Raw genomic sequence first — 17,706 nt, 5'->3', positions numbered from 1 at the left:
CGCTGCCTTCCTGTAACCGGTCCAAATGCTCGGACACCTTAACGGACGATGTCGCCGTCGAACGGTCACCGCATGTCACGGCCGGCGATCGGAGACGATCGTGACCGCGCTGACGAGGTCGCCGGGGCTGCCACCCTGGTTCTGCACGAGCCCGAACCGTGGGTCGGCGACCTGCCGCTCCCCCGCCTCACCGCGGAACTGCAACCACATCTCGTAGATCATCCGCAGCCCGCTCGCGCCGATCGGGTGGCCGAAGCTCTTCAGCCCGCCGTCGATGTTGACCGGGAGCGCGCCGTCGCGGTCGTAGCGTCCGGACAGGACGTCCTGCCACGCCTTGCCGCGCTCGGAGAAACCGAGCTCCTCCATCAGGACCAGCTCGGTCGGCGTGAAGCAGTCGTGCACCTCGGCCAGCGAGATCTGGGTGGCGGGATCGGTGATGCCCGCCTGTGCGTAGGCGGTCCTCGCCGACGCCGACGCCTCGGCGAGATCGGAGTAGTCGTAGTCGCTGTCGTTGCGACCGGTGCCCGAACCGGCGTCGAGCGCCAGTGCGTGCACGTAGAGCGGCGAGTCGGTGTACCGGTGCGCGTCCTCGGCGCGGACGATCACGGCGGCGGCCGCGCCGTCGGCGACCCCGGAACAGTCGAAGACGCTGAGCCTGCCCGCGAGGGCGGGCGCGGCGGCGATGGTCTCCTTCGGCACCTCGCGGCGGAACTGCGCGCGCGGGTTCCTGGCCCCGTTGCCGTGGTTCTTCCAGGCGATGTGGGTCATCGCCTCCTTGATCCGCTCCTCCGGCACGCCGTAGCGGCGGGCGTAGGCGGGCACGATCATCGAGTACATCGCGGGCGCGCTGAGCACCGGCGGCGTGCCGTCGTTGGGCACGCTCGGCATCTCCAGACCGGAGTAGCCGGCGTCCTTGAGCTTCTCCCCGCCGACGGCCATCACGACGTCGTAGGCGCCGGAGGACACGGCGAAGCAGGCGTTGCGGAAGGCCTCCGAGCCCGTCGCGCACATGTTCTCGACCCGGGTCACCGGCTTGTGCGCGATGTTGAGCGGGCGGGTGAGGGTCAGGCCGGAGACACCGGAGATCATCGAGCCGAGCCAGAACGCGTCGACGTCGCCGACACCGAGCCCGCCGGCCGAGCCGAGCGCGCCGTGCGTCGCCTCGACGAGCAGGTCGTCGACGTTGCGGTCCCAGTGCTCACCGAAGTTCGTGCAGGCCATGCCGACCACGGCCACCGGTGTCGTGAGGGCGTGCGATCCCATCAGTCCTCCTCGAGGTGCGGGCGCACCTTCCACACGTAGTTGCGGACCCCGTTGCCCGCCACGCTCGCGAGCCGGAACGTCGGGGTGACCCGGTCGCCGATGGCGAGCTCACGACCGACGGCGTCGGTCATCTCGCACTCGAATCGGCCGCCGCCGTCGAAGTCGACCGCGACCACGCGGGCCGGGAGCTGGACCGACTCCGAGAGCCAGTCGTCGGTGAACGTCGCGATCCGACCGGGTACGTCGACCATCGGCTCCGGCTCGAAGCCCTCGGTCGCCGAGCAGCGCAGACAGACCTGGCGCGGCGGCAGGTTGCGGTACCCGCAGGAGCCGCAGCGCGCGGCCACGAAGCCGAACTTCCAGGCGACGGAACGGCGCGAGGCGGGCGGGACCGGCGGTTTGACGTCCGGGCGCCGGGCCGGTTCGCGCGGCAGCAGGCCACGCCAGTTGAGGAAGTCGCCGTAGGACACGGGCTGTGCGTCTGGCGCGTCCGCCAGCCCGCTGCGCGGGCCGTTCGCGTGCCGGTCGGTCACCCGGAAGACGAAGGCGTCGGCGCCGTCGGTGACCGACACCGCCAGGACCACGTCGCCGGGGGACGCGGCGTCGAGCGCGACCGCGAGGCCGACGGCGAGGTCGGCGGCACCGGCGTAGCCCAGGCCGGCCGCGTCGACGGCGGCGAACAGCGCCTGTTCGAAGCCGCGCCGGGCCGTGGACCTGGCGCGGGCGTGGGGCGTGCTGATGACGAGGTGGTCGACCTGCTCGCGTTTGAGGTCGCAGCGGCCAAGGACGTCGTCGACGATCCGTTCGACGAGGGGGACGTAGGCCTCGACACCGAAGCGCTCCTCCCAGGTCCGGGTGCGCACGTCGCCCGGAATCCGCCACCGGTCCAGGAACTCGCTCGTCAGGGAGGCCGACCCGATCAGCTCGGCGATCGGGTCGGCGCCGACGACGAGGGCGGCGGCCGCGTCGGCCCCGGCCGCCTCGTCCGCCGAGCCGGGCAGGCCGTAGCGCAGGTCGCTGGCGACGACCAGCGCGTTGCCCGAGGACAGGCCGGCGCGCAGCGCGCCGGCTCCGCCGCGCAGGGCACCGGACAGGTCGTAGGCCGCCACCTCCTCGGCCAGCCCGGAGGCGGCCGCGACGGTGGCGGCGTTCGACTTCTCCAGGTAGGCGGGCCGGGTGGTGGCGAACCACAGGCTGTCGACGCCGTCCGCCGCGCGCAGCGCGGCCCGCGCGGCGGCCACGCCCATGGTGGTGGCGTCCTCGTCGTAGGACGCGACGGGGCGGGTGCCCTTGCCTCGTCCGCCGAGGACGCGGGCCACGTCGGCGCGGTCCAGGCGCGGCACGGGCAGGTACACGGCATATGACTCGATGCCGACCACGACACCTCACTTCTACCCCGGCTGGGCGAACTTTCAATCAAGCACTTGCTTTGATACTTTAGGGACGCCGCCTCGCGGACGCAACCATGCGCCGGGCCGAGGAGCGTGAACGGAGGACGATGTCGACCGTGAGCGAGCGGGACTTCCGGCAGCGCGTCACCGAGGTGATCGACGCCTTCGCACCCGCACGGGCCGCCGGCGGAAACGCCTGGGGCGAGGGCGATGACCGGGTCTCGGTCGTCGCCGAACGATCCGAGGGCGAGGCCGAGGAGATCGCCCGCCTGCGACGCTACCGCGCCCATCTCGACGACCACGGACTGTCCTGGGTGGAGGGTCCGGCGACCTACGGCGGCGCCGGACTGACCACCCGGCACGCGGACCTGCTGCGTGCCGTCGAGGCCGAACATGAGCTGCCCGACGACGCCTATCTCCGCTTCAGCGCCTCCACGCTCTGCCCCACCCTGCTCGAACACGGCACCGAGGAGCAGCGGACCGGGCTGCTCCACCGGTTGCGGACCGGTGAGGTCATCGCCTGCCAGCTCTACAGCGAGCCCGGCGCCGGGTCGGACCTCGCGGGCCTGTCCACCCGCGCCGAACGCGACGGCGACGGCTGGCGCCTGAACGGTCAGAAGGTCTGGAGTTCGGGCGCCCACTACAGCGACCTCGGTCTCTGCATCGCGCGCACCGACCAGGCCAAGCCCAAGCACGCCGGCCTGACCACGTTCCTGGTCGACCTGCGCGCGCCGGGCGTCGAGATCCGGCCGATCCGCCAGCTCACCGGCGGGGCGTCGTTCGACGAGGTGTTCCTCACCGACGTCCACGTCCCCGACTCGGCCCGCGTCGGCGAGGTCGACGGCGGCTGGCGGGTGGTGATGACCTCGCTGCTCCACGAGCGCTCCGCCATCGGCCGCGAGGTCGGGGTCGACGGCGCGCTCGTCGACCGGCTCGTCGACCTCGCACGCCATGTGCGCCAACCGATCGACGACCGCACCCGCGACCAGCTCGCCGACGTCGTGGTGCGGGCGTGGGCCGCGCGGCTCACCACCGACCGCTACCTCGACCGCGGCGCCACGCCCGGTCCCGAGCTGGCCATGACCAAGCTGCTCACCACGGACCTGTTGCGCCAGATGAGCGACGTGGCCGCCGACGTCCTGGGCGCCGGGCACGTCGCCGACACCGGCGAGTGGGGCACCTACGCCTGGTCCGAGCTCACCCTCGGGCTGCCGGGCCTGCGCGTGGGCGGCGGCACCGACGAGATCCTCAAGAACGCCATCGGAGAACGGGTTCTCGGCCTACCGAAGGACGCACGATGAAGATCGACATGGGCATGATCGGTTCCTCGGCCGCCGGGTGCGGGCCGATCGCGGCCGACGCCGAGGCCTGGGGGTTCGACGGCGTGTGGGCGAGCGAGAGCGTCACCGACGCCTTCCTCCAGTCCCAGGCCGCGCTGCTGACCACCGAGCGGGTGTCGGTCGGCACGGCGATCGCGGTCGCCTTCGCCCGCAACCCGATGTCGGTCGCGTACCTCGCGTGGGACCTCGCGGCCATGTCCGGTGGTCGCTTCGTCCTCGGCCTCGGCAGCCAGATCCAGGCCCACGTCGAGCGCCGCTTCTCCATGGAGTGGAGCTCGCCGGTCGACCGGATGCGTGACTTCCTGCTCGCGCTGGACGCCATCTTCACCTCGTGGCGCGACGGCACCCGCCTTGACCACCGCGGCAGGCACTACCAGCACACGCTGATGACCCCGGTGTTCACGCCCCACCACCACAGCCACCGCATCCCGACGATGATCGCCGCGGTCGGCGCCAGGATGACCGAGCTCGGCGGCGAGCTGTGCGACGGCCTGCTCCTGCACGGCATGACCACCACGGCCTACCTCGACCAGGTGACACTGCCCGCCGTCGACCGTGGTCTCGCCGCGTCCGGCCGACACCGCGACGCCCTCGAGCTGTACGTGCCGCTGTTCCTCGTGATGGGCGACACCGAGGCGGAGATCGCCGAGAGCGCCGCCAGGACGCGGGAACAGATCGCGTTCTACGCCTCCACCCCCGCCTACTCCGCGGTGCTCGCGAGCGTCGGCTACGAGAACCTCCAGCCCGAACTGCGGAACCTGTCCCGCGAGGGCAGGTGGGCCGAGATGGGCGACCTGATCGACGAGCGGTTGTTCAACGAGATCGCGCTCGTCGGGACACCGGAGCAGATGCCGGGCCTGTGCGGGGAACGGTTCGGCGGGCGGATCGACCGGGTGTCGTCGTACTTCGGCTGGCCCACCGAGGACCCCGACCGGCTGCGCGCCATCGTCGCCGCCTTCGCCGACCCCGTCCCCACGACCGCCTGAGGTGATCCGATGAGCCGACTGACCGCCGACGACCTGGTCGCCCGCGCCGAGATCAGCGACACGCTGCACGCCTACAGCCGAGGCGTGGACCGGTGCGACCTCGACCTGCTGGCCGACCTGTTCACCACGGACGGGACGTTCGACTACGGCCACGGCAACGTCACCGCCGGACGGGACGCGCTGCGTGGCCTGTTCGCGGCGGCCACCGGGCGCTACACCGCGACCAGCCACCACGTCTCGACCATCAGCTTCCTGCACGTCGGTGACGCGACCGCGCGGACCATCTCCTACGTGTACGCCTTCCACGACAACGCCGAGCAGGACCGCCACCTGCACGTGTGGGGCTGCTACGAGGACGAGCTCGTCGACGACGGCGACCGGTGGCGGATCAGGGCCCGCAAGGTCCGGGTCGCCGGGGCCAAGACGACCGGATCGGACCCGCTCCCCGACCGGTTCGAACGCTACGACCGCGCCGCGAGCCGGTAGACGGGTCTTTTCCGACCAACGGAAAGTCGAGTAACGTCGGTTGGCGACGTCGGCGAACCGGGGGTATCGGCTTGTCCGCGAAGATGATGGCGATCTGCGTTGTTGTCGTGGCCGGTGCGCTCGCCGGCTGCACGTCGGCCCCACCGGAGCAGAACGCGGCACCGACACCGACGACCACGCCGCCACCCGCCGCCTCTCCCCTGCCCGAACCGGTGGTGACGGCGCTGCCCGCCGCGCCGCCGCCGATCGCCCGGCCGCTGGACGCCGCCCGGTACGCGACCGGGGACACGGTGTGCGACCTGCTCAGCGACACCCAGGCCGTCGACCTCGGCCTGCAAGGTTCCGGAAACCCGTACAACGCGGGCGACGGCAGCCTGGTGACCTGCAGCCGCAACGCCTTCGGCACGGAACGCGACGTCGAGTACAACCTGTGGCCCGACGCCGACGTGTTCGCCTCCCAGTTCGGCGACCGGCGACGCCAGGGCGGCGACGCCTACCTCGTGGACGTCGCCGGCCAGCCGGCCGTGGTCAACGGGAAGGACCCCACGACGGCCTGCCAGGTGACCGTCGGGCTCGCCGATCGCCAGGGCATCGAGGTCCTGGCGAGCGACGGCCGCGAACTCGCCTGCGCGTTGGCGGTCGCGGTGGCCGAACAGCTGGTCCGCAACCTCGCCGTCTAGGTCAGCGGTGCGCGGCCAGCACGAAACGACCGGGCAGTCGCCGGCCGACGCCGTCGTCACCGCCGAACCGCCACGCCCGGGCGGTGGGGTACTCGCGCAGGTGGTCGAGGACCAGCCCGGCCTTCACCAGCGCCGTCACCACGTCACCCAGCGGCCAGACGAACTGGGTCTTGTTCGCCACCGCGTCCTCCCCTCCGGGGAAGTGTGACCAGCCGGGGTAGACCGAGGGATCGGTGTCGCGGCCGAAGTAGTTGCCCACCAGCCGCAGGCCCTGGTCGTCGCCGCGCAGGCACGGCAGCAGCGGGTGCTCGTCCATGAGCACGAACCGTCCGCCGGGGCGCAGCGACCCGTGCACCACCCTCGCCCACCGGTCCAGGTCGGGGATCCAGGGAAGCACACCGCCGCCGGTGTAGGTGACGTCGAACCCGCCGTTCGCGACCCTGGCCGGCAGGTCACCGACGTCGGCCCGGACGAAGTCCACGGCCAGCCCCGCCTCGGCGGCCTTCGCGCGCCCGAGGCGAACCAGCTCGTCGGACAGGTCGACGGCCGTGACCCGGGCGCCGAGGACCGCCCAGGACAGCGACTCCTCGCCGCTCGCGCACTGCAGGTGCAGCAGCGACACCCCGGTCACGTCGCCGACGGTGTCCGCCACGTGGTCGGGCAGACAGGTCCCGCCGTCGCGGAAGAAGGCGGCGTCCTGGCCCTGCTCGTCCCGCCAGCTCGTCCTGGCCTGGGCGATCTCGTTCCACGCCAACCGGTTCTGGGCCGTGTAGTCACTCCACATGGGCACTCCTGGACCGTCGGGTCGGGCTGCGCGGCGGTGCCAGCATCATCTGGCGCACGTACTGGGCCACCTGGTGGGCGCCGCGCCGGCCGAGCATGCGGCCGTGCCGGCCAGGGGTCTGGCGGTTCTCCTGCCGCGCGAGCTGTTCGGCCACCGCGGCGAACTCGGTCGCGGTGTCCGGACTCGCCTCGACCTCCTTGATGACCCGGTAGATGTAGGCGAGCGCGTGCTCCTCACCGTGCGGCCGGGACTCCTCCAACTCGGCGAGGTCGAACAGGTGCGCCGGCCAGCGCAGCGCCGACATCTCGTTGCCGGGCGGGCCGAGCCATTCGGCGTTCAGGATCTGGCTGACGTTCTGCGGTGGCAGCAACACGAACGGCACGCCGAGCGCGTCCGCCTGCAGGATCGTGGTGCTGCCCGGCGAGGTGAACAGCACCTCCGCGTTCCCGACGGCCGCGTTGAACTCGTGCGGCAGCAGACGACCCACCGACGTACTCTCCGGCACGTGTTCCCGGATCATCCGGACGAGGTCCTCGTTGAAGTTGCCGCACACCGCCGTCACCGGGACCTCCGCGCGCTGGATCCCGGTGAGCACGGCGGGCAGGACACAGCGCGCGTACCGGTCCCCCGACTCCGCCGAGTACAGACTGTGCAGACCGCCGACGTTGACGACCGCGCCGCCACCGCCGCGAGACCCGCGCCGCCGCTGCGGCACGATGGCCTCGACCCAGCGCAGCTTCTGGATGGTCCGCATCACCGGCCAGCACAGGCTCGGCAGCGCGTAGCACAGCTGGGCGCAGTAGACGTCCGCGTCCAACGGCAGCATGTCGTTCGCCGTCCACAGGTAGGGCAGGCTGTCGACGAACACCACCGGCAGGCCGAGGTCGATCAGGGTCCGCGCGACCGTGAGGTGGCCGACGACCAGCGCCGCGCGGACGTCGTTGCAGCGGATGTACTCCCTGATCTCCTCCTCGTTCTCGCCGATCCAGTCGTCGATGTGGGTCGGGCCGAGCAGGCGCCTGGTCAACGTGCTGCCGACACCGACCGCGTGCACCCCCGGCAGTTCCGACAGGATGAGGTGCACCTTGCCGGCCCCACCCCAGCCGAAGTCGAACGCGGCCACCAGCAGTGTTCCGGGGAACGAACCCGCGGCTGATCTTCTCATCGCTGCTCCTCGCGTCCTGTGGGTGGCCGGCCGGCCCCCGCGCGGGTGTCGGTTCCGCTGGTCAGTACTGCCACTCCGGCAGGAACTCCTGCCGCTGCACGTCGTCGCTGTAGCCAGCGGCGGTCGCCGAGCAGTTCCGACAGTTCCGCGGTCCCCTGTCCCGGAAGTACTCGCGATGGGCCCGGAAGGTCGGTGTCTCCAGCGGCACGGCCCGACCCTCCCGCGCCTCGACGTTGATCGGCGCGCCGTCGGCCGCGTAGGCCAGCAGGCTGCAGGCGTAGGCCGACCCGGCCTTCGGGTCGTAGAAGATCACGTCGTCGGTGGCCCGGCAGGTCGGTCCGCTCGCGCGCGGGGTGATCGCGTCCACGAAGAACCGGTGCCGCTCGTCCTCGGTGTCGCCGTAGAAACGCTTCCCGAGCGGTACCAGCAGGGTCGGGTCCGCCGGCGTGTACACCGGTTCGCAGACCCGCACCACGTCGTCGGGATCCTCGTACAGCACCTCGCGGGCCAGCTTGAGCGCCGAGAGCTCCCAGCGCCGCACGCCCAGCCGGGAGAACTCCCGCTGCATCGCGGGTACCTCGCGGTAGTTGTGCGGGCCGACGACCGAGTTGACCCTGGTGAGCACACCCAGGTCCCGCATGTCCACCAGGCCGGCCATCGCGTTGTCGAAACAGCCAGGCGAGTTGCGGTAGAAGTCGTGGGTCGAGGCGCTCGCCCCGTCGAGACTCACGATGACCTGGCTGAGTCCGGCCTCGGCCAGGCGCGCGGCCTTCTTCGGCAACAGCATGCCGTTGGTGATGAGCGAGGTGCGCATACCGTGCGCGACCGCGGTCTCCACCAGTTCGGCGATCTCGCCGTGCATCAACGTCTCACCGCCGGTGAACCGAACGAACCGGACACCGGACCGTGTCGCGTTGGGCAGCAGCCGGGCCAGGTCCTGCGGGGAGAACCGGTAGGTCTCGCGCGAGAGCGCGAACCCACACATGAAGCAGTCGGCGTTGCACGCTTCGAGAATTCGGATGAACAGGTACTTCGGCCGCATCGCGGGGTCCTTTCCGGACGGTCGCCGGCTCGTCAGGACAGGATCTCGGCGAGCGCCTCGGCCACCACCCGGCCGTCCTCGGCCGAGATCTGGGTCGGGATGAGCACCAGGCGGTCCCACAGCCGCCGTTCGACGCGCAGCAGTTCCTCCTCACGCTCGCCCCACCAGCCGTGGTTGGCCATGTACGGCTTCACCCACGGCAACGCGATCAGCGCGGGGTACTTCCACAGCTCGATGCCGTCCTGGCGCAGGACGTCGATCAGCCAGTCGCGATGACCGAGCCAGCTCTCGTCGAGCAGCACCGGGACGTCGAACCAGGCCGGGGTGCAGTCGAGTCCCGCCGGCGTGCGGGCCACCGTCAGCCCCGCCTTCTCCAGGATCTCGGTGATCGCCGCCGCCGTGCGGTTGCGCGCGGCGACCCGGGTGGGCAGGTCGGCGAGGGCCGCGAGCCCCAGCGTCGCCTCCATCTCGCCGCCGCGGAAGTTGTAGCCGGGGTAGATGTTCTCGCCCTGGCTGTGGCCGTGGTGGGCGTAGGCCCGCATCCGGAAGTCGATGGTGGGGTCGTCGTAGACGTTCAGGCCGCCCTGGCCGGAGGTCACCAGCTTCTTGTGCGAGCCGGCGAACGAGCCGATGTCGCCGAAGCTGCCGACCGGCCGACCGCGCAGTGTCGCGCCGTGTGCCTGGCCCGCGTCCTCGACGAGGTACTCCGCCCCGGTGGACGCGAACGTCGCGGGGGCGTCGAGGACGTTGCCGAAGAAGTGGGTCAACAGCGCGGTGTGCACGTCGACGCCGTCCACCCAGTCCGACACGTCCTCCTGGCACAGCAACGTCTCGGGTGCGGTCGGCAGGAACACCGGGCGGGCCCGCAGGTGCTGGATGACGTTCAGGGAGGCGACGAAGCCGGAGTCGGTGATCGCGACCGGTGTGCCGTCGGTGACCCCGAGGGCGAACAGGGCGGTCTGCAACGCGGCCGTGCCCGAGTTGTGGAAGAACGCCATCGACCGTCCGATGTGGTCGGCGAACTCCCGTTCGAGCCGCTTGCTCCGAGGACCGCCGCCCCAGTACACCGTCCGTCCTGTTCGGACGATGTCGGCGACGTCGTCGGCGGCGGTGACGGCGATGCCCGTGTCCTCGACGAGTTCGTGGGTGATTCGCCGTGGGCCGCCGTTCATCACCAGCGAACTGTCGGCCTGGACCTGCGCGGGATTGCGCATCTGCTGCTCCTCCACGGGTCGTGTCCCGTCCACCTCGACCTGCGGGCGCGGTCGGGACTGTTCACAAGTTGGGTCGTCGTGGCGACGCGCGGCGGCGTCGCGCGGTCAGTCCTCGGTGCCGAGGTAACCGCCCATGCGCCGGAAGAACTCGGTGGCCTTGACCGGGTCGCCGTCACCGAGGCGGACCTCGTGCAGCACGACCGCCCGGCTGTGTCCGGTCCGCGCCCGGCTGCCCGCGACGATGGCCACCCCGCCCTCCGCACGGCAGAAGATCCGCCCCGGCGTGCCCCCGTAGGGACGCTCGGACACCGAGGCGGCCAGCACCTCCAGTTCCGCACCACGGAAGCTGGTGTACGCGGCCGGGTAGGGCGGCGACTGCGCGCGGACCAGGCAGCAGATCTCCTCGGCCTCCCTGGTCCAGTCGATCAGTGAGTCACGCCGGGCACGCTTGTGGAAGAAGGTCGCCTCGGCGGGATCCTGGGGCGTGCGCGTCACCGTGCCGTTCTCGATGGCGCGCACCGCCGACACGGTGAGTTCACCGATCAGTGGCAGCGTCCGGTGGTAGAGATCGGTCGAGGTGTCGGTCGGGCCGACCTGGACGCGGCGCTGCTCGATGATGTCGCCCAGGTCGAACTCGTCGGTCATGAAGTGGACGGTCACGCCCACCTCGGTCTCACCGTTGACCACCGCCCAGTTCAGCGGCGCGAAACCTCCGTAGCGCGGCAGCAGGCCGTCGTGCACGTTGATGGCGCCGTGCGGAACGAGTTGGTAGATCTGGGGCGACACCCAGGTGCGCCAGTTGGACGACACCAGCAGTTCGGCGTCACCGCGTGCGATCAGGTCGGCCGCCTCCGCGTCGTTGGCGTAGGTGCGTTCGACACAGGGAATGCCGTTGCTGGCGGCGAACTCGGCGACCGAGTCGGACCAGATGGTCTCGTACGGGTGCTCGGTACGCGGGTGCGTGAGGACCAGCGGCACGTCGTGCCCGGCCTTGAGCAGCGCTTCGAGGGCGACCCGACCCCAGGTCTGGTGTCCGAGGAAAACTACGCGCACGTGAATCAGCTCCCAACGGTGTCCTGGTCGCGCCGGCGTGCGAGGCCGCGTATCCGCATCGGCATCGTGAAGGCGTAGGAGAAGCCGGCGCCGGCCAGGTGCTCGAACTGGTCGTCGGACTCGTAACTGGCGAAGTGCCGGTCGTAGAGCGAGTTCGGTGTGCTCCGCCGGACCACGTCGATGCGGCCGTGCCCCAACCGGAGCGTGACGCTGCCGGTCACCGGCTCCTGGGCCGCGGCGAAGAAGCCGTCCAACGCCGTGCGCAGGGGGGAGAACCACAGACCGTCGTAGATCAGCTGCCCGTAGCGCTGGCCCAGCGTCTCGGCCGTGTGCAGCGTGTCCCGGTCCAGCACCACCGACTCCAACTCGCGGTGGGCCCGGTGCAGCACCGTCCCCGCCGGGGACTCGTACACGCCGCGTGTCTTGAACCCGACCACCCGGTTCTCCAGGAGGTCGATCCGCCCGACGCCGTGCCGGCCGGCGACCGCGTTCAGCCGCTCCACCAGCGCCACCGGTGACATCCGCTCACCGTCCACACTGGTGGGAACACCCGCGGTGAACCCGACGGTGATCTCCTGGGACCCGACGCCGGTGCGGTCCGGGTCGCGGGTCATCAGGTAGATCTCCTCCGGCGGGGGCGCGGCGATGTCGTCGAGCACTCCGCACTCGATGCTGGATCCCCAGATGTTGGTGTCGACGCTGTAGGGCTTGTCCGCCACCGCGTCCACCGGGATGCCGTGGTCGGCGGCGTAGCGGATCTCGTCCTGCCGGGACGTCAGGTCCCATTCGAGCAACGGGGTGAGCAGGGTGAGGTCCGGCGCGAGCGCCGCCGCTCCCCCGGCGAAGCGCACCTGGTCGTTGCCCTTGCCGGTGGCGCCGTGGGCGATGGCGTCGGCGCCGACCGACCGGGCGTAGCTGATCATGCGCGCGCAGATCAGCGGGCGGGACATCGGCGCGGCCAGCAGGTACTGCCGGTCGTAGGCGGCGTTGGCCAGCAACGCCGGCCAGACGTAGTCGGTCAGGAACGTCTCCCGCAGGTCCTCGACCAGGACACCGACGGCGCCGGTCTCCTTCGCCTTGCGCTCGATACCGTCCAGTGACTCCTGCTGGCCGATGTCCGCGCAGTACGCGTAGACCTCCGCGTCGTACCGGTCGATCAGCCAGCGGAGGGCGACGGAGGTGTCCAGCCCACCGGAGTACGCGAGAACGATCTTCACTGCTCCTCCTCACCTCGCCGTGCGCGACAACTGTCGGTGCCTCATCGGTCCTCTGCCTCCTTGTGCCCGGCCCGCTGGCCGGTGTCCTGGTTCGTCTCCCCGGCCGTCACCCTGACCAGGCGCAGCGACCGGACGATGATCAGTGCCATGGGCGGCGCGGTGATCGCGGCGATGCCGATGACCAGTGCGCTGTAGCCGGCGTGGTGGACCACCAGGGTGGCGATGGGGAACGCCACGAACGCGCCCAGGCCGGCCAGGAACGACTGCAACGACAGCGCCGTGCTGCGGACCGCCGAGGTCGTGTGCCGGTTGAAGAACTGGCGCAGCGCCGGGTAGAGAAAGTCGATGTTGATGAACACCAGCAGGAAGCCGATCACCGCCGCGACCGGGTGGTGGCTCACCATCACCACCATGCCCACGACGTAGATCGCCGCGGAGACGATCAGGGTCGTGGTGGGGCCCCGCTTCACCAGACGGTGGGAGTGGAACGCGGCGACCGCACTGATCAGGATGGCCAGCCCGAGGAAGAACGTCGTCTGCGGCACCGACAGGCCCCGGTCGACGAAGTAGTCCTGCGACAGGATGCTGATGACGCCCGTCCCGGTCTCCAGCAACGCCGTGAACAGGACGAACAGCGTCAGCAGCCGGGTCCCGCGGATGATCCGTACCGCGGTGCCGATGGTCTGCCAGTAGCGCACGGCCTCCACGCCGGTCCGCGCGTCGGGCACTGTCTCCGGGAACCGTCCGATGAGGACGGCGGCGACCGCCACGCACAGCGCCTCGCCGACGAACGGCAACCACTGCCCGACGCCGAGCAGCAGACCACCGGTGAACGTCGCCGTCGCGAGAACCACGTAGCCCGCCGCCGCCGACTGACCGTTGATCCTCGCGAACTCGTCCTCGGCCCCGTGCGTCTGGAGGTAGTCGTAGAGCAACGCGCTGTCCGCGCCGCTCTGGGCGGCCATTCGGGCACCGAGCAGGACGAACACGATCGAGTAGAGCAGCAGACCCGACCCCACCAGGTAGAGCAGCATGGCCAGGGCGTGGATCGCGTACCCGAGCTGGATCACCCGTTGGCGCTGCCACCGGTCGGCGAGCGCGCCGAACGGGACCTCGCTGGCGAACCGGCCGAGTTGGTAGAAGCTCTCCGCGATGCCGACCTGGACCAGGCTCAGGCCCTGGGACAGCATGTAGATGATGAACACGCCACGGGTGAACTGACCGCTTGACAGGGCCGCCGACACGATGAACAGCAGCTTCGCCCGGCGCAGGTCCGCCGGTCCGGTCCCGTCCGATCGCGGCCCGGGGAGTTCGTCCGGCCCGGCCGTGGGCCGCGCCCCGCTCACGACGACCCCGCCAGTGCGACGGCGCCGGCCGACAGGCAGCCGATGACCACGGCCACCCGCGCGGTCGAGCCGGCCCGGCCCGCGGCGGCCAGGGCACAGTCGTTGAGCACCCGGGCCAGTTCCGGCCCGGTGCCCACCCTGTCCACCGTGAACACCAGGCACGGCTGGTCGTCGTCGTGCGCCGACAGGACGGGCGCGGGGTCAGGCGCGGGGTCCACGCCGGCCGGTTGCTCCCAGCACACGACCACCGAGTCGACACAGCCGTCGGCGATGCCGGCCCCCATGGTCTCGGCGACGTCGGTCAGGCACCGCAGCGCCTGCTCGACCGTGTCGGCCTCGATGAGTACCGGGCCACGCGACTCCCGGGTGTGGTCGTTCGGCACCTCAGCGCCCCCTCACGGTCGTGGAGATGATTCCGGCCCCGCGCCACCACCGCACGGCGCGCCGGGCGTGGCCAGGGCGCACCACCCCGGTGGACTCCAGGGCGAGGAACCGCGCGAGGCTGTGCCCGGCGACCAGGTCGAGGTCGACCTCGCGGGCGGTCTGCTCGCGGTAGCCGTCGAGCAGCGACCGCAGGTGCCGGGGTTCCACCTGGCCGAGATCACTCTCCGGGCTGGCGCGACGGACGTCGGACCAGTCCAGTACCCCTACCACGCGGCGTTGGGAGGCCAGCAGGTTCACCCCGCGGAAGTCGCCGTGCGTCGCCGTGTCGTGGCGGTTCGCCCAGTCGGCTCTGGCCGCCGCCAGCAGACCCTCGACCCACCGCCGCGCCGGCCGGGGGACACAGCGGTCCACCGCCGCGGCGGCCAGTTCGTGGCGACGCCGGCGACGCGGCTGGCTGCTCTGCTCGATCGGGAAGTCGACCGGGTCGATGTCGTGCAACCGGCCGAGGACGGCGCCGGCGTGCCGGACCGCGTCCACGTCCTCGGGCGGCCACCCGGTCATCCGCCGGTACACCAGGTAGGCGTTGCCCAGGCATTCGCCCAGCTCGACGATCCTCGGCGCGGGCACCCCGCCCGCCAGGGCGGCGGCGCAGCAGCGGGCCTCGAGGTCCACCGACAGCGGCCAGTTGTTGCCGACGCGGACGACGAGGTCACCGACCAGGACCACGACCGTGTTCCCGCCACGGTGGGCACGCACCTGCCGCAGGTCGCCGGTCAACCGCCGGGCCACCCGCAACGCGGCCGGCAGTGCCGTGCCGTCCACGGGGGTCACGCGATCCGGGGCGGGACCGGCAGCCAGGCGCACATCGTGTCCGTCCATCCCTGACTCAGACCCGCGTACCGGCGATGAACTCGTTCACCTGCGTGAGCAGGCCCTCGTGGGCGTCGTCGAGCTCGCGCTGGCGTTCCTGGCACCAGCCGGCGGCCTGTTTCGCGGCGGCGTCGAGGTCCCGGCACACGTCGGCCGTTGGCCCGGGGGCGGTGCCGCCGACGCTGGTGTTGCGCCGCATCGCGACCACCGGCGAGACCGTCTCGGCGATCGTGTCGTGGGTGGTGTCGACGCCCTGCTCGGCGAGCAGCCGCACCACCTCGGCGGTGTCGCGCAGCGTGCGGTCCTGGCGGGTGAGCTCGCCGACGATCTCGCCGGTGATCCGGTGCGCCGTGCGGAAGGGCTGGTCGTGCTCGGCGACCAGATGGTTCGCGAGTTCGGTCGCGGTGGAGAAGTTCTCGTAGCAGATGTCCCGGCCACGATCATGGTTGATCACCATCTTGCGCACCTGGACGTGCATGAGCCGGGTCGTGGCACGGACCGAGTCGACCGCCTGCCACAGCAACGGCTTGTCCTCCTGCAGGTCGCAGCTGTACCCCAGACCCACGCTCTTGGCCATCACCAGGAGCTGGACGAGCGGACCGTAGGCCCGCCCGGCACGCGCCCTCGCCAGCTCGGCCACGACGGGGTTCTTCTTCTGCGGCATGATCGAGCTGCCGGTCGCCACCGAGTCGTGCACGGTGACCAGTCCGTACTCCTGGCTGTTCCACAGCACCACCTCCTCGGCCAGACGGGTGTGGTGGGTGGCCGTGATGGCCAGACACGCGGCGACCTCCTGGGTGAAGTCGCGGGCGCTGGTCGCGTCGAGCGCGTTGCCCATCGGACGGTCGAAGCCGAGCAGGCGCGCGGTCATCGACCGGTCGATCGGGAACGACGTCCCGGCGAGCGCGCCGGCGCCGAGCGGACACTCGTTGATCCGCCGGTAGGCGTCGCGGAGCCGGTCGATGTCACGGACGAACGCGGCGGCGTGGCCGAGTCGCCAGAACGCCACGGAGATCGGCTGGGCCGGTTGACCGTGGGTGTAGCCGGGGATGATGTGCTCCAGCTCGCCGGCCGCCATCGCGCACAGGTCGGCCACGAGCTCGCTCAGCTCACCGACCAGAAGCAGGATCTGCTGACGCAGGTACATCCGGGTGTCGGTGACCACCTGGTCGTTGCGCGAGCGCGCGGTGTGCATGCGGCCACCCGCGTCGGCGCCGGCGCGCTCGATCACCATCGTCTCCAGGTTGAGGTGCACGTCCTCCAGTGCCGGCCGCAGCGCCAGCTCGCCGGCCTGGTGCTCCCCGGCGAGTTCGAGGAGGGCGGCGAGAATGGCGCGGACGTGCTCGGCCGACACGACTCCGGAGCGGCCGAGCATCAGGTTGTGGGCCATCGACTGCCAGAGGTCGTAGGTGATCAGGCGAACGTCGACGTCGGTCGTCAGGGTGTAGTCGAGAACATCCGCGGTGATGTCGTTCTCGAACCGACCCGCCCACAGCTTCTGGCTCATGGCATGGCTCCATCCGTCGTCGCACTCGTGATGCCCGGCACCACGACGATGTGTCCGCAGTGGACTGTCGTGGACCGTGGGGAACGAATCACCGCGGACCGACCGTAAGCGGGCTTCGCCGGAGCCCGGAAGTCCCGTGTTCGCGGGACATCGGCGGCTGTCCCCCCAATATGGGACGGGCCGGATTCGACAGGGCGCTGTTAGCGTCGAATGCCAGAACGGCGACGAACAGGAGCGCACCGTGGTCGATCTTTCCGGGCGGGTGGCCGTGGTGACCGGGGCGATCACCGGTATCGGCCTGGCGACCGTGGTGCGGCTGGCCGAATGTGGTGCCAGCGTCGTGCTTTCCGGGCGCGAGGGCGAGGTCGCCGTCAAGACCGCGGCCGGGTTGCCCGGTCGCGTCACCGGCACCGCGCTGGACGTGACCGATCCCGCGCGGACGGCCACGGTGTTCCGGCAGGTGGCCGACGAACACGGCCACCTGGACATCGTCGTGGCCAACGCCGGCGTGCTCGACGACGCCCTCCTCGGGATGATCGGCCACTCCTCCGCCGAGCGGACGCTGGCCGTCAACGTCATCGGGACGCTGAACACCGTCCAGGCCGCGGCGAAGGTGATGCGCCGGCAACGTCACGGCAGCATCGTGACGCTGTCGTCCGTGGTCGGTGAGCGGGGAAACGCGGGACAGACCGTGTACGCCGCCTCCAAGGCCGCCGTCGCCAGCATGACGAGAACAGCGGCCAAGGAGTTGGGCACGCACGGCATCCGGGTCAACGCCGTGGCACCCGGTCTCATCCGTACCGCCATGACCGAGCACCTGCCGGACCACGTCGTGGACACGCGCCTGGCGAACACCCCACTGGAACGGTGGGGCACCGCCGAGGAGGTCGCCAGGACGATCTGTTTCCTGGCCAGCGACGAAGCCTCCTTCGTCACCGGACAGGTGCTGGGCGTCGACGGCGGAATGATCGTCTGACC

17 protein-coding genes are annotated in these 17,706 nt (G+C 71.1%); 5 read left to right on the top strand and 12 right to left on the bottom strand.

The window, feature by feature from the left end:
- Positions 1–75 precede the first annotated feature (75 nt).
- Both BLA60_RS03775 and BLA60_RS03770 read right to left on the bottom strand, forming a co-directional pair.
- A complete protein-coding gene (locus BLA60_RS03775) occupies positions 76–1,263 on the bottom strand; it encodes an acetyl-CoA acetyltransferase (RefSeq protein ID WP_075131210.1) in 1,188 nt (395 codons plus the stop codon).
- On the bottom strand, positions 1,263–2,642 hold the full coding sequence (locus BLA60_RS03770; protein WP_075131209.1) for a hydroxymethylglutaryl-CoA synthase family protein: 1,380 nt from the start codon (positions 2,640–2,642) through the stop codon (positions 1,263–1,265). Before BLA60_RS03770 ends, BLA60_RS03775 begins: the two co-directional genes overlap by 1 nt.
- 119 nt (positions 2,643–2,761) lie before the next feature.
- On the opposite strand from BLA60_RS03770, the gene BLA60_RS03765 reads away from it, so the two are divergent.
- From BLA60_RS03765 to BLA60_RS03750, 4 genes are all read left to right on the top strand, one after another.
- On the top strand, positions 2,762–3,955 hold the full coding sequence (locus BLA60_RS03765; protein WP_075131208.1) for an acyl-CoA dehydrogenase family protein: 1,194 nt from the start codon (positions 2,762–2,764) through the stop codon (positions 3,953–3,955).
- Positions 3,952–4,980 (top strand): TIGR03617 family F420-dependent LLM class oxidoreductase, encoded by a 1,029-nt coding sequence (locus BLA60_RS03760; RefSeq protein WP_075131207.1) that lies wholly within the window; start codon positions 3,952–3,954, stop codon positions 4,978–4,980. The genes BLA60_RS03765 and BLA60_RS03760 overlap by 4 nt, the downstream gene beginning before the upstream one ends.
- A gap of 9 nt (positions 4,981–4,989) precedes the next feature.
- Positions 4,990–5,466, top strand: a complete 477-nt coding sequence (locus BLA60_RS03755) for a nuclear transport factor 2 family protein (RefSeq protein ID WP_075131206.1) — start codon at positions 4,990–4,992, stop codon at positions 5,464–5,466.
- A 71-nt stretch (positions 5,467–5,537) separates the two neighbouring features.
- Positions 5,538–6,146: a DUF3558 family protein gene (locus BLA60_RS03750; protein ID WP_154814087.1), complete on the top strand. Its 609-nt coding sequence runs from the start codon at positions 5,538–5,540 to the stop codon at positions 6,144–6,146.
- A gap of 1 nt (position 6,147) precedes the next feature.
- On the opposite strand, the gene BLA60_RS03745 is transcribed toward BLA60_RS03750, so the two are convergent.
- From BLA60_RS03745 to argH, 10 genes are all read right to left on the bottom strand, one after another.
- Positions 6,148–6,930, bottom strand: a complete 783-nt coding sequence (locus tag BLA60_RS03745; RefSeq protein ID WP_075131204.1) for a class I SAM-dependent methyltransferase — start codon at positions 6,928–6,930, stop codon at positions 6,148–6,150.
- On the bottom strand, positions 6,920–8,095 hold the full coding sequence (locus tag BLA60_RS03740) for a hypothetical protein (protein ID WP_075131203.1): 1,176 nt from the start codon (positions 8,093–8,095) through the stop codon (positions 6,920–6,922). The genes BLA60_RS03745 and BLA60_RS03740 overlap by 11 nt, the downstream gene beginning before the upstream one ends.
- Before the next feature lie 61 nt (positions 8,096–8,156).
- Positions 8,157–9,137, bottom strand: a complete 981-nt coding sequence (gene blsE / locus BLA60_RS03735; RefSeq protein ID WP_075131202.1) for a cytosylglucuronate decarboxylase — start codon at positions 9,135–9,137, stop codon at positions 8,157–8,159.
- Positions 9,138–9,169: 32 nt separating this feature from the next.
- Positions 9,170–10,351, bottom strand: coding sequence for a DegT/DnrJ/EryC1/StrS family aminotransferase (locus BLA60_RS03730; RefSeq protein ID WP_154814086.1), 1,182 nt, complete (start codon positions 10,349–10,351; stop codon positions 9,170–9,172).
- Between the two features lie 105 nt (positions 10,352–10,456).
- Positions 10,457–11,404: a methionyl-tRNA formyltransferase gene (locus BLA60_RS03725; protein WP_075131200.1), complete on the bottom strand. Its 948-nt coding sequence runs from the start codon at positions 11,402–11,404 to the stop codon at positions 10,457–10,459.
- 5 nt (positions 11,405–11,409) lie between these two features.
- The gene (locus tag BLA60_RS03720; protein WP_075131199.1) at positions 11,410–12,621 is read right to left on the bottom strand and encodes an argininosuccinate synthase; all 1,212 of its coding nucleotides are present in this window, start codon (positions 12,619–12,621) and stop codon (positions 11,410–11,412) included.
- A gap of 41 nt (positions 12,622–12,662) precedes the next feature.
- On the bottom strand, positions 12,663–13,967 hold the full coding sequence (locus BLA60_RS03715) for an MFS transporter (protein ID WP_075131198.1): 1,305 nt from the start codon (positions 13,965–13,967) through the stop codon (positions 12,663–12,665).
- The gene (locus BLA60_RS03710) at positions 13,964–14,350 is read right to left on the bottom strand and encodes a hypothetical protein (protein ID WP_075131197.1); all 387 of its coding nucleotides are present in this window, start codon (positions 14,348–14,350) and stop codon (positions 13,964–13,966) included. The genes BLA60_RS03715 and BLA60_RS03710 overlap by 4 nt, the downstream gene beginning before the upstream one ends.
- Before the next feature lies 1 nt (position 14,351).
- Positions 14,352–15,182 carry a phosphotransferase gene (locus BLA60_RS03705; protein WP_075131196.1) on the bottom strand — a complete coding sequence of 277 codons (831 nt, stop codon included), beginning with the start codon at positions 15,180–15,182 and terminating at the stop codon, positions 14,352–14,354.
- Positions 15,183–15,237: 55 nt separating this feature from the next.
- The gene (gene argH / locus BLA60_RS03700; RefSeq protein WP_075131195.1) at positions 15,238–16,728 is read right to left on the bottom strand and encodes an argininosuccinate lyase; all 1,491 of its coding nucleotides are present in this window, start codon (positions 16,726–16,728) and stop codon (positions 15,238–15,240) included.
- Positions 16,729–16,969: 241 nt separating this feature from the next.
- Between argH and BLA60_RS03695 the strand changes: the two genes are divergently transcribed.
- Positions 16,970–17,704: an SDR family oxidoreductase gene (locus tag BLA60_RS03695; RefSeq protein ID WP_075131194.1), complete on the top strand. Its 735-nt coding sequence runs from the start codon at positions 16,970–16,972 to the stop codon at positions 17,702–17,704.
- Positions 17,705–17,706: the final 2 nt, after the last annotated feature.

This window comes from Actinophytocola xinjiangensis (assembly GCF_001921215.1).
Taxonomy (GTDB): Bacteria; Actinomycetota; Actinomycetes; order Mycobacteriales; family Pseudonocardiaceae; genus Actinophytocola; species Actinophytocola xinjiangensis.
This window is presented reverse-complemented; position numbering and strand designations above follow the sequence as displayed.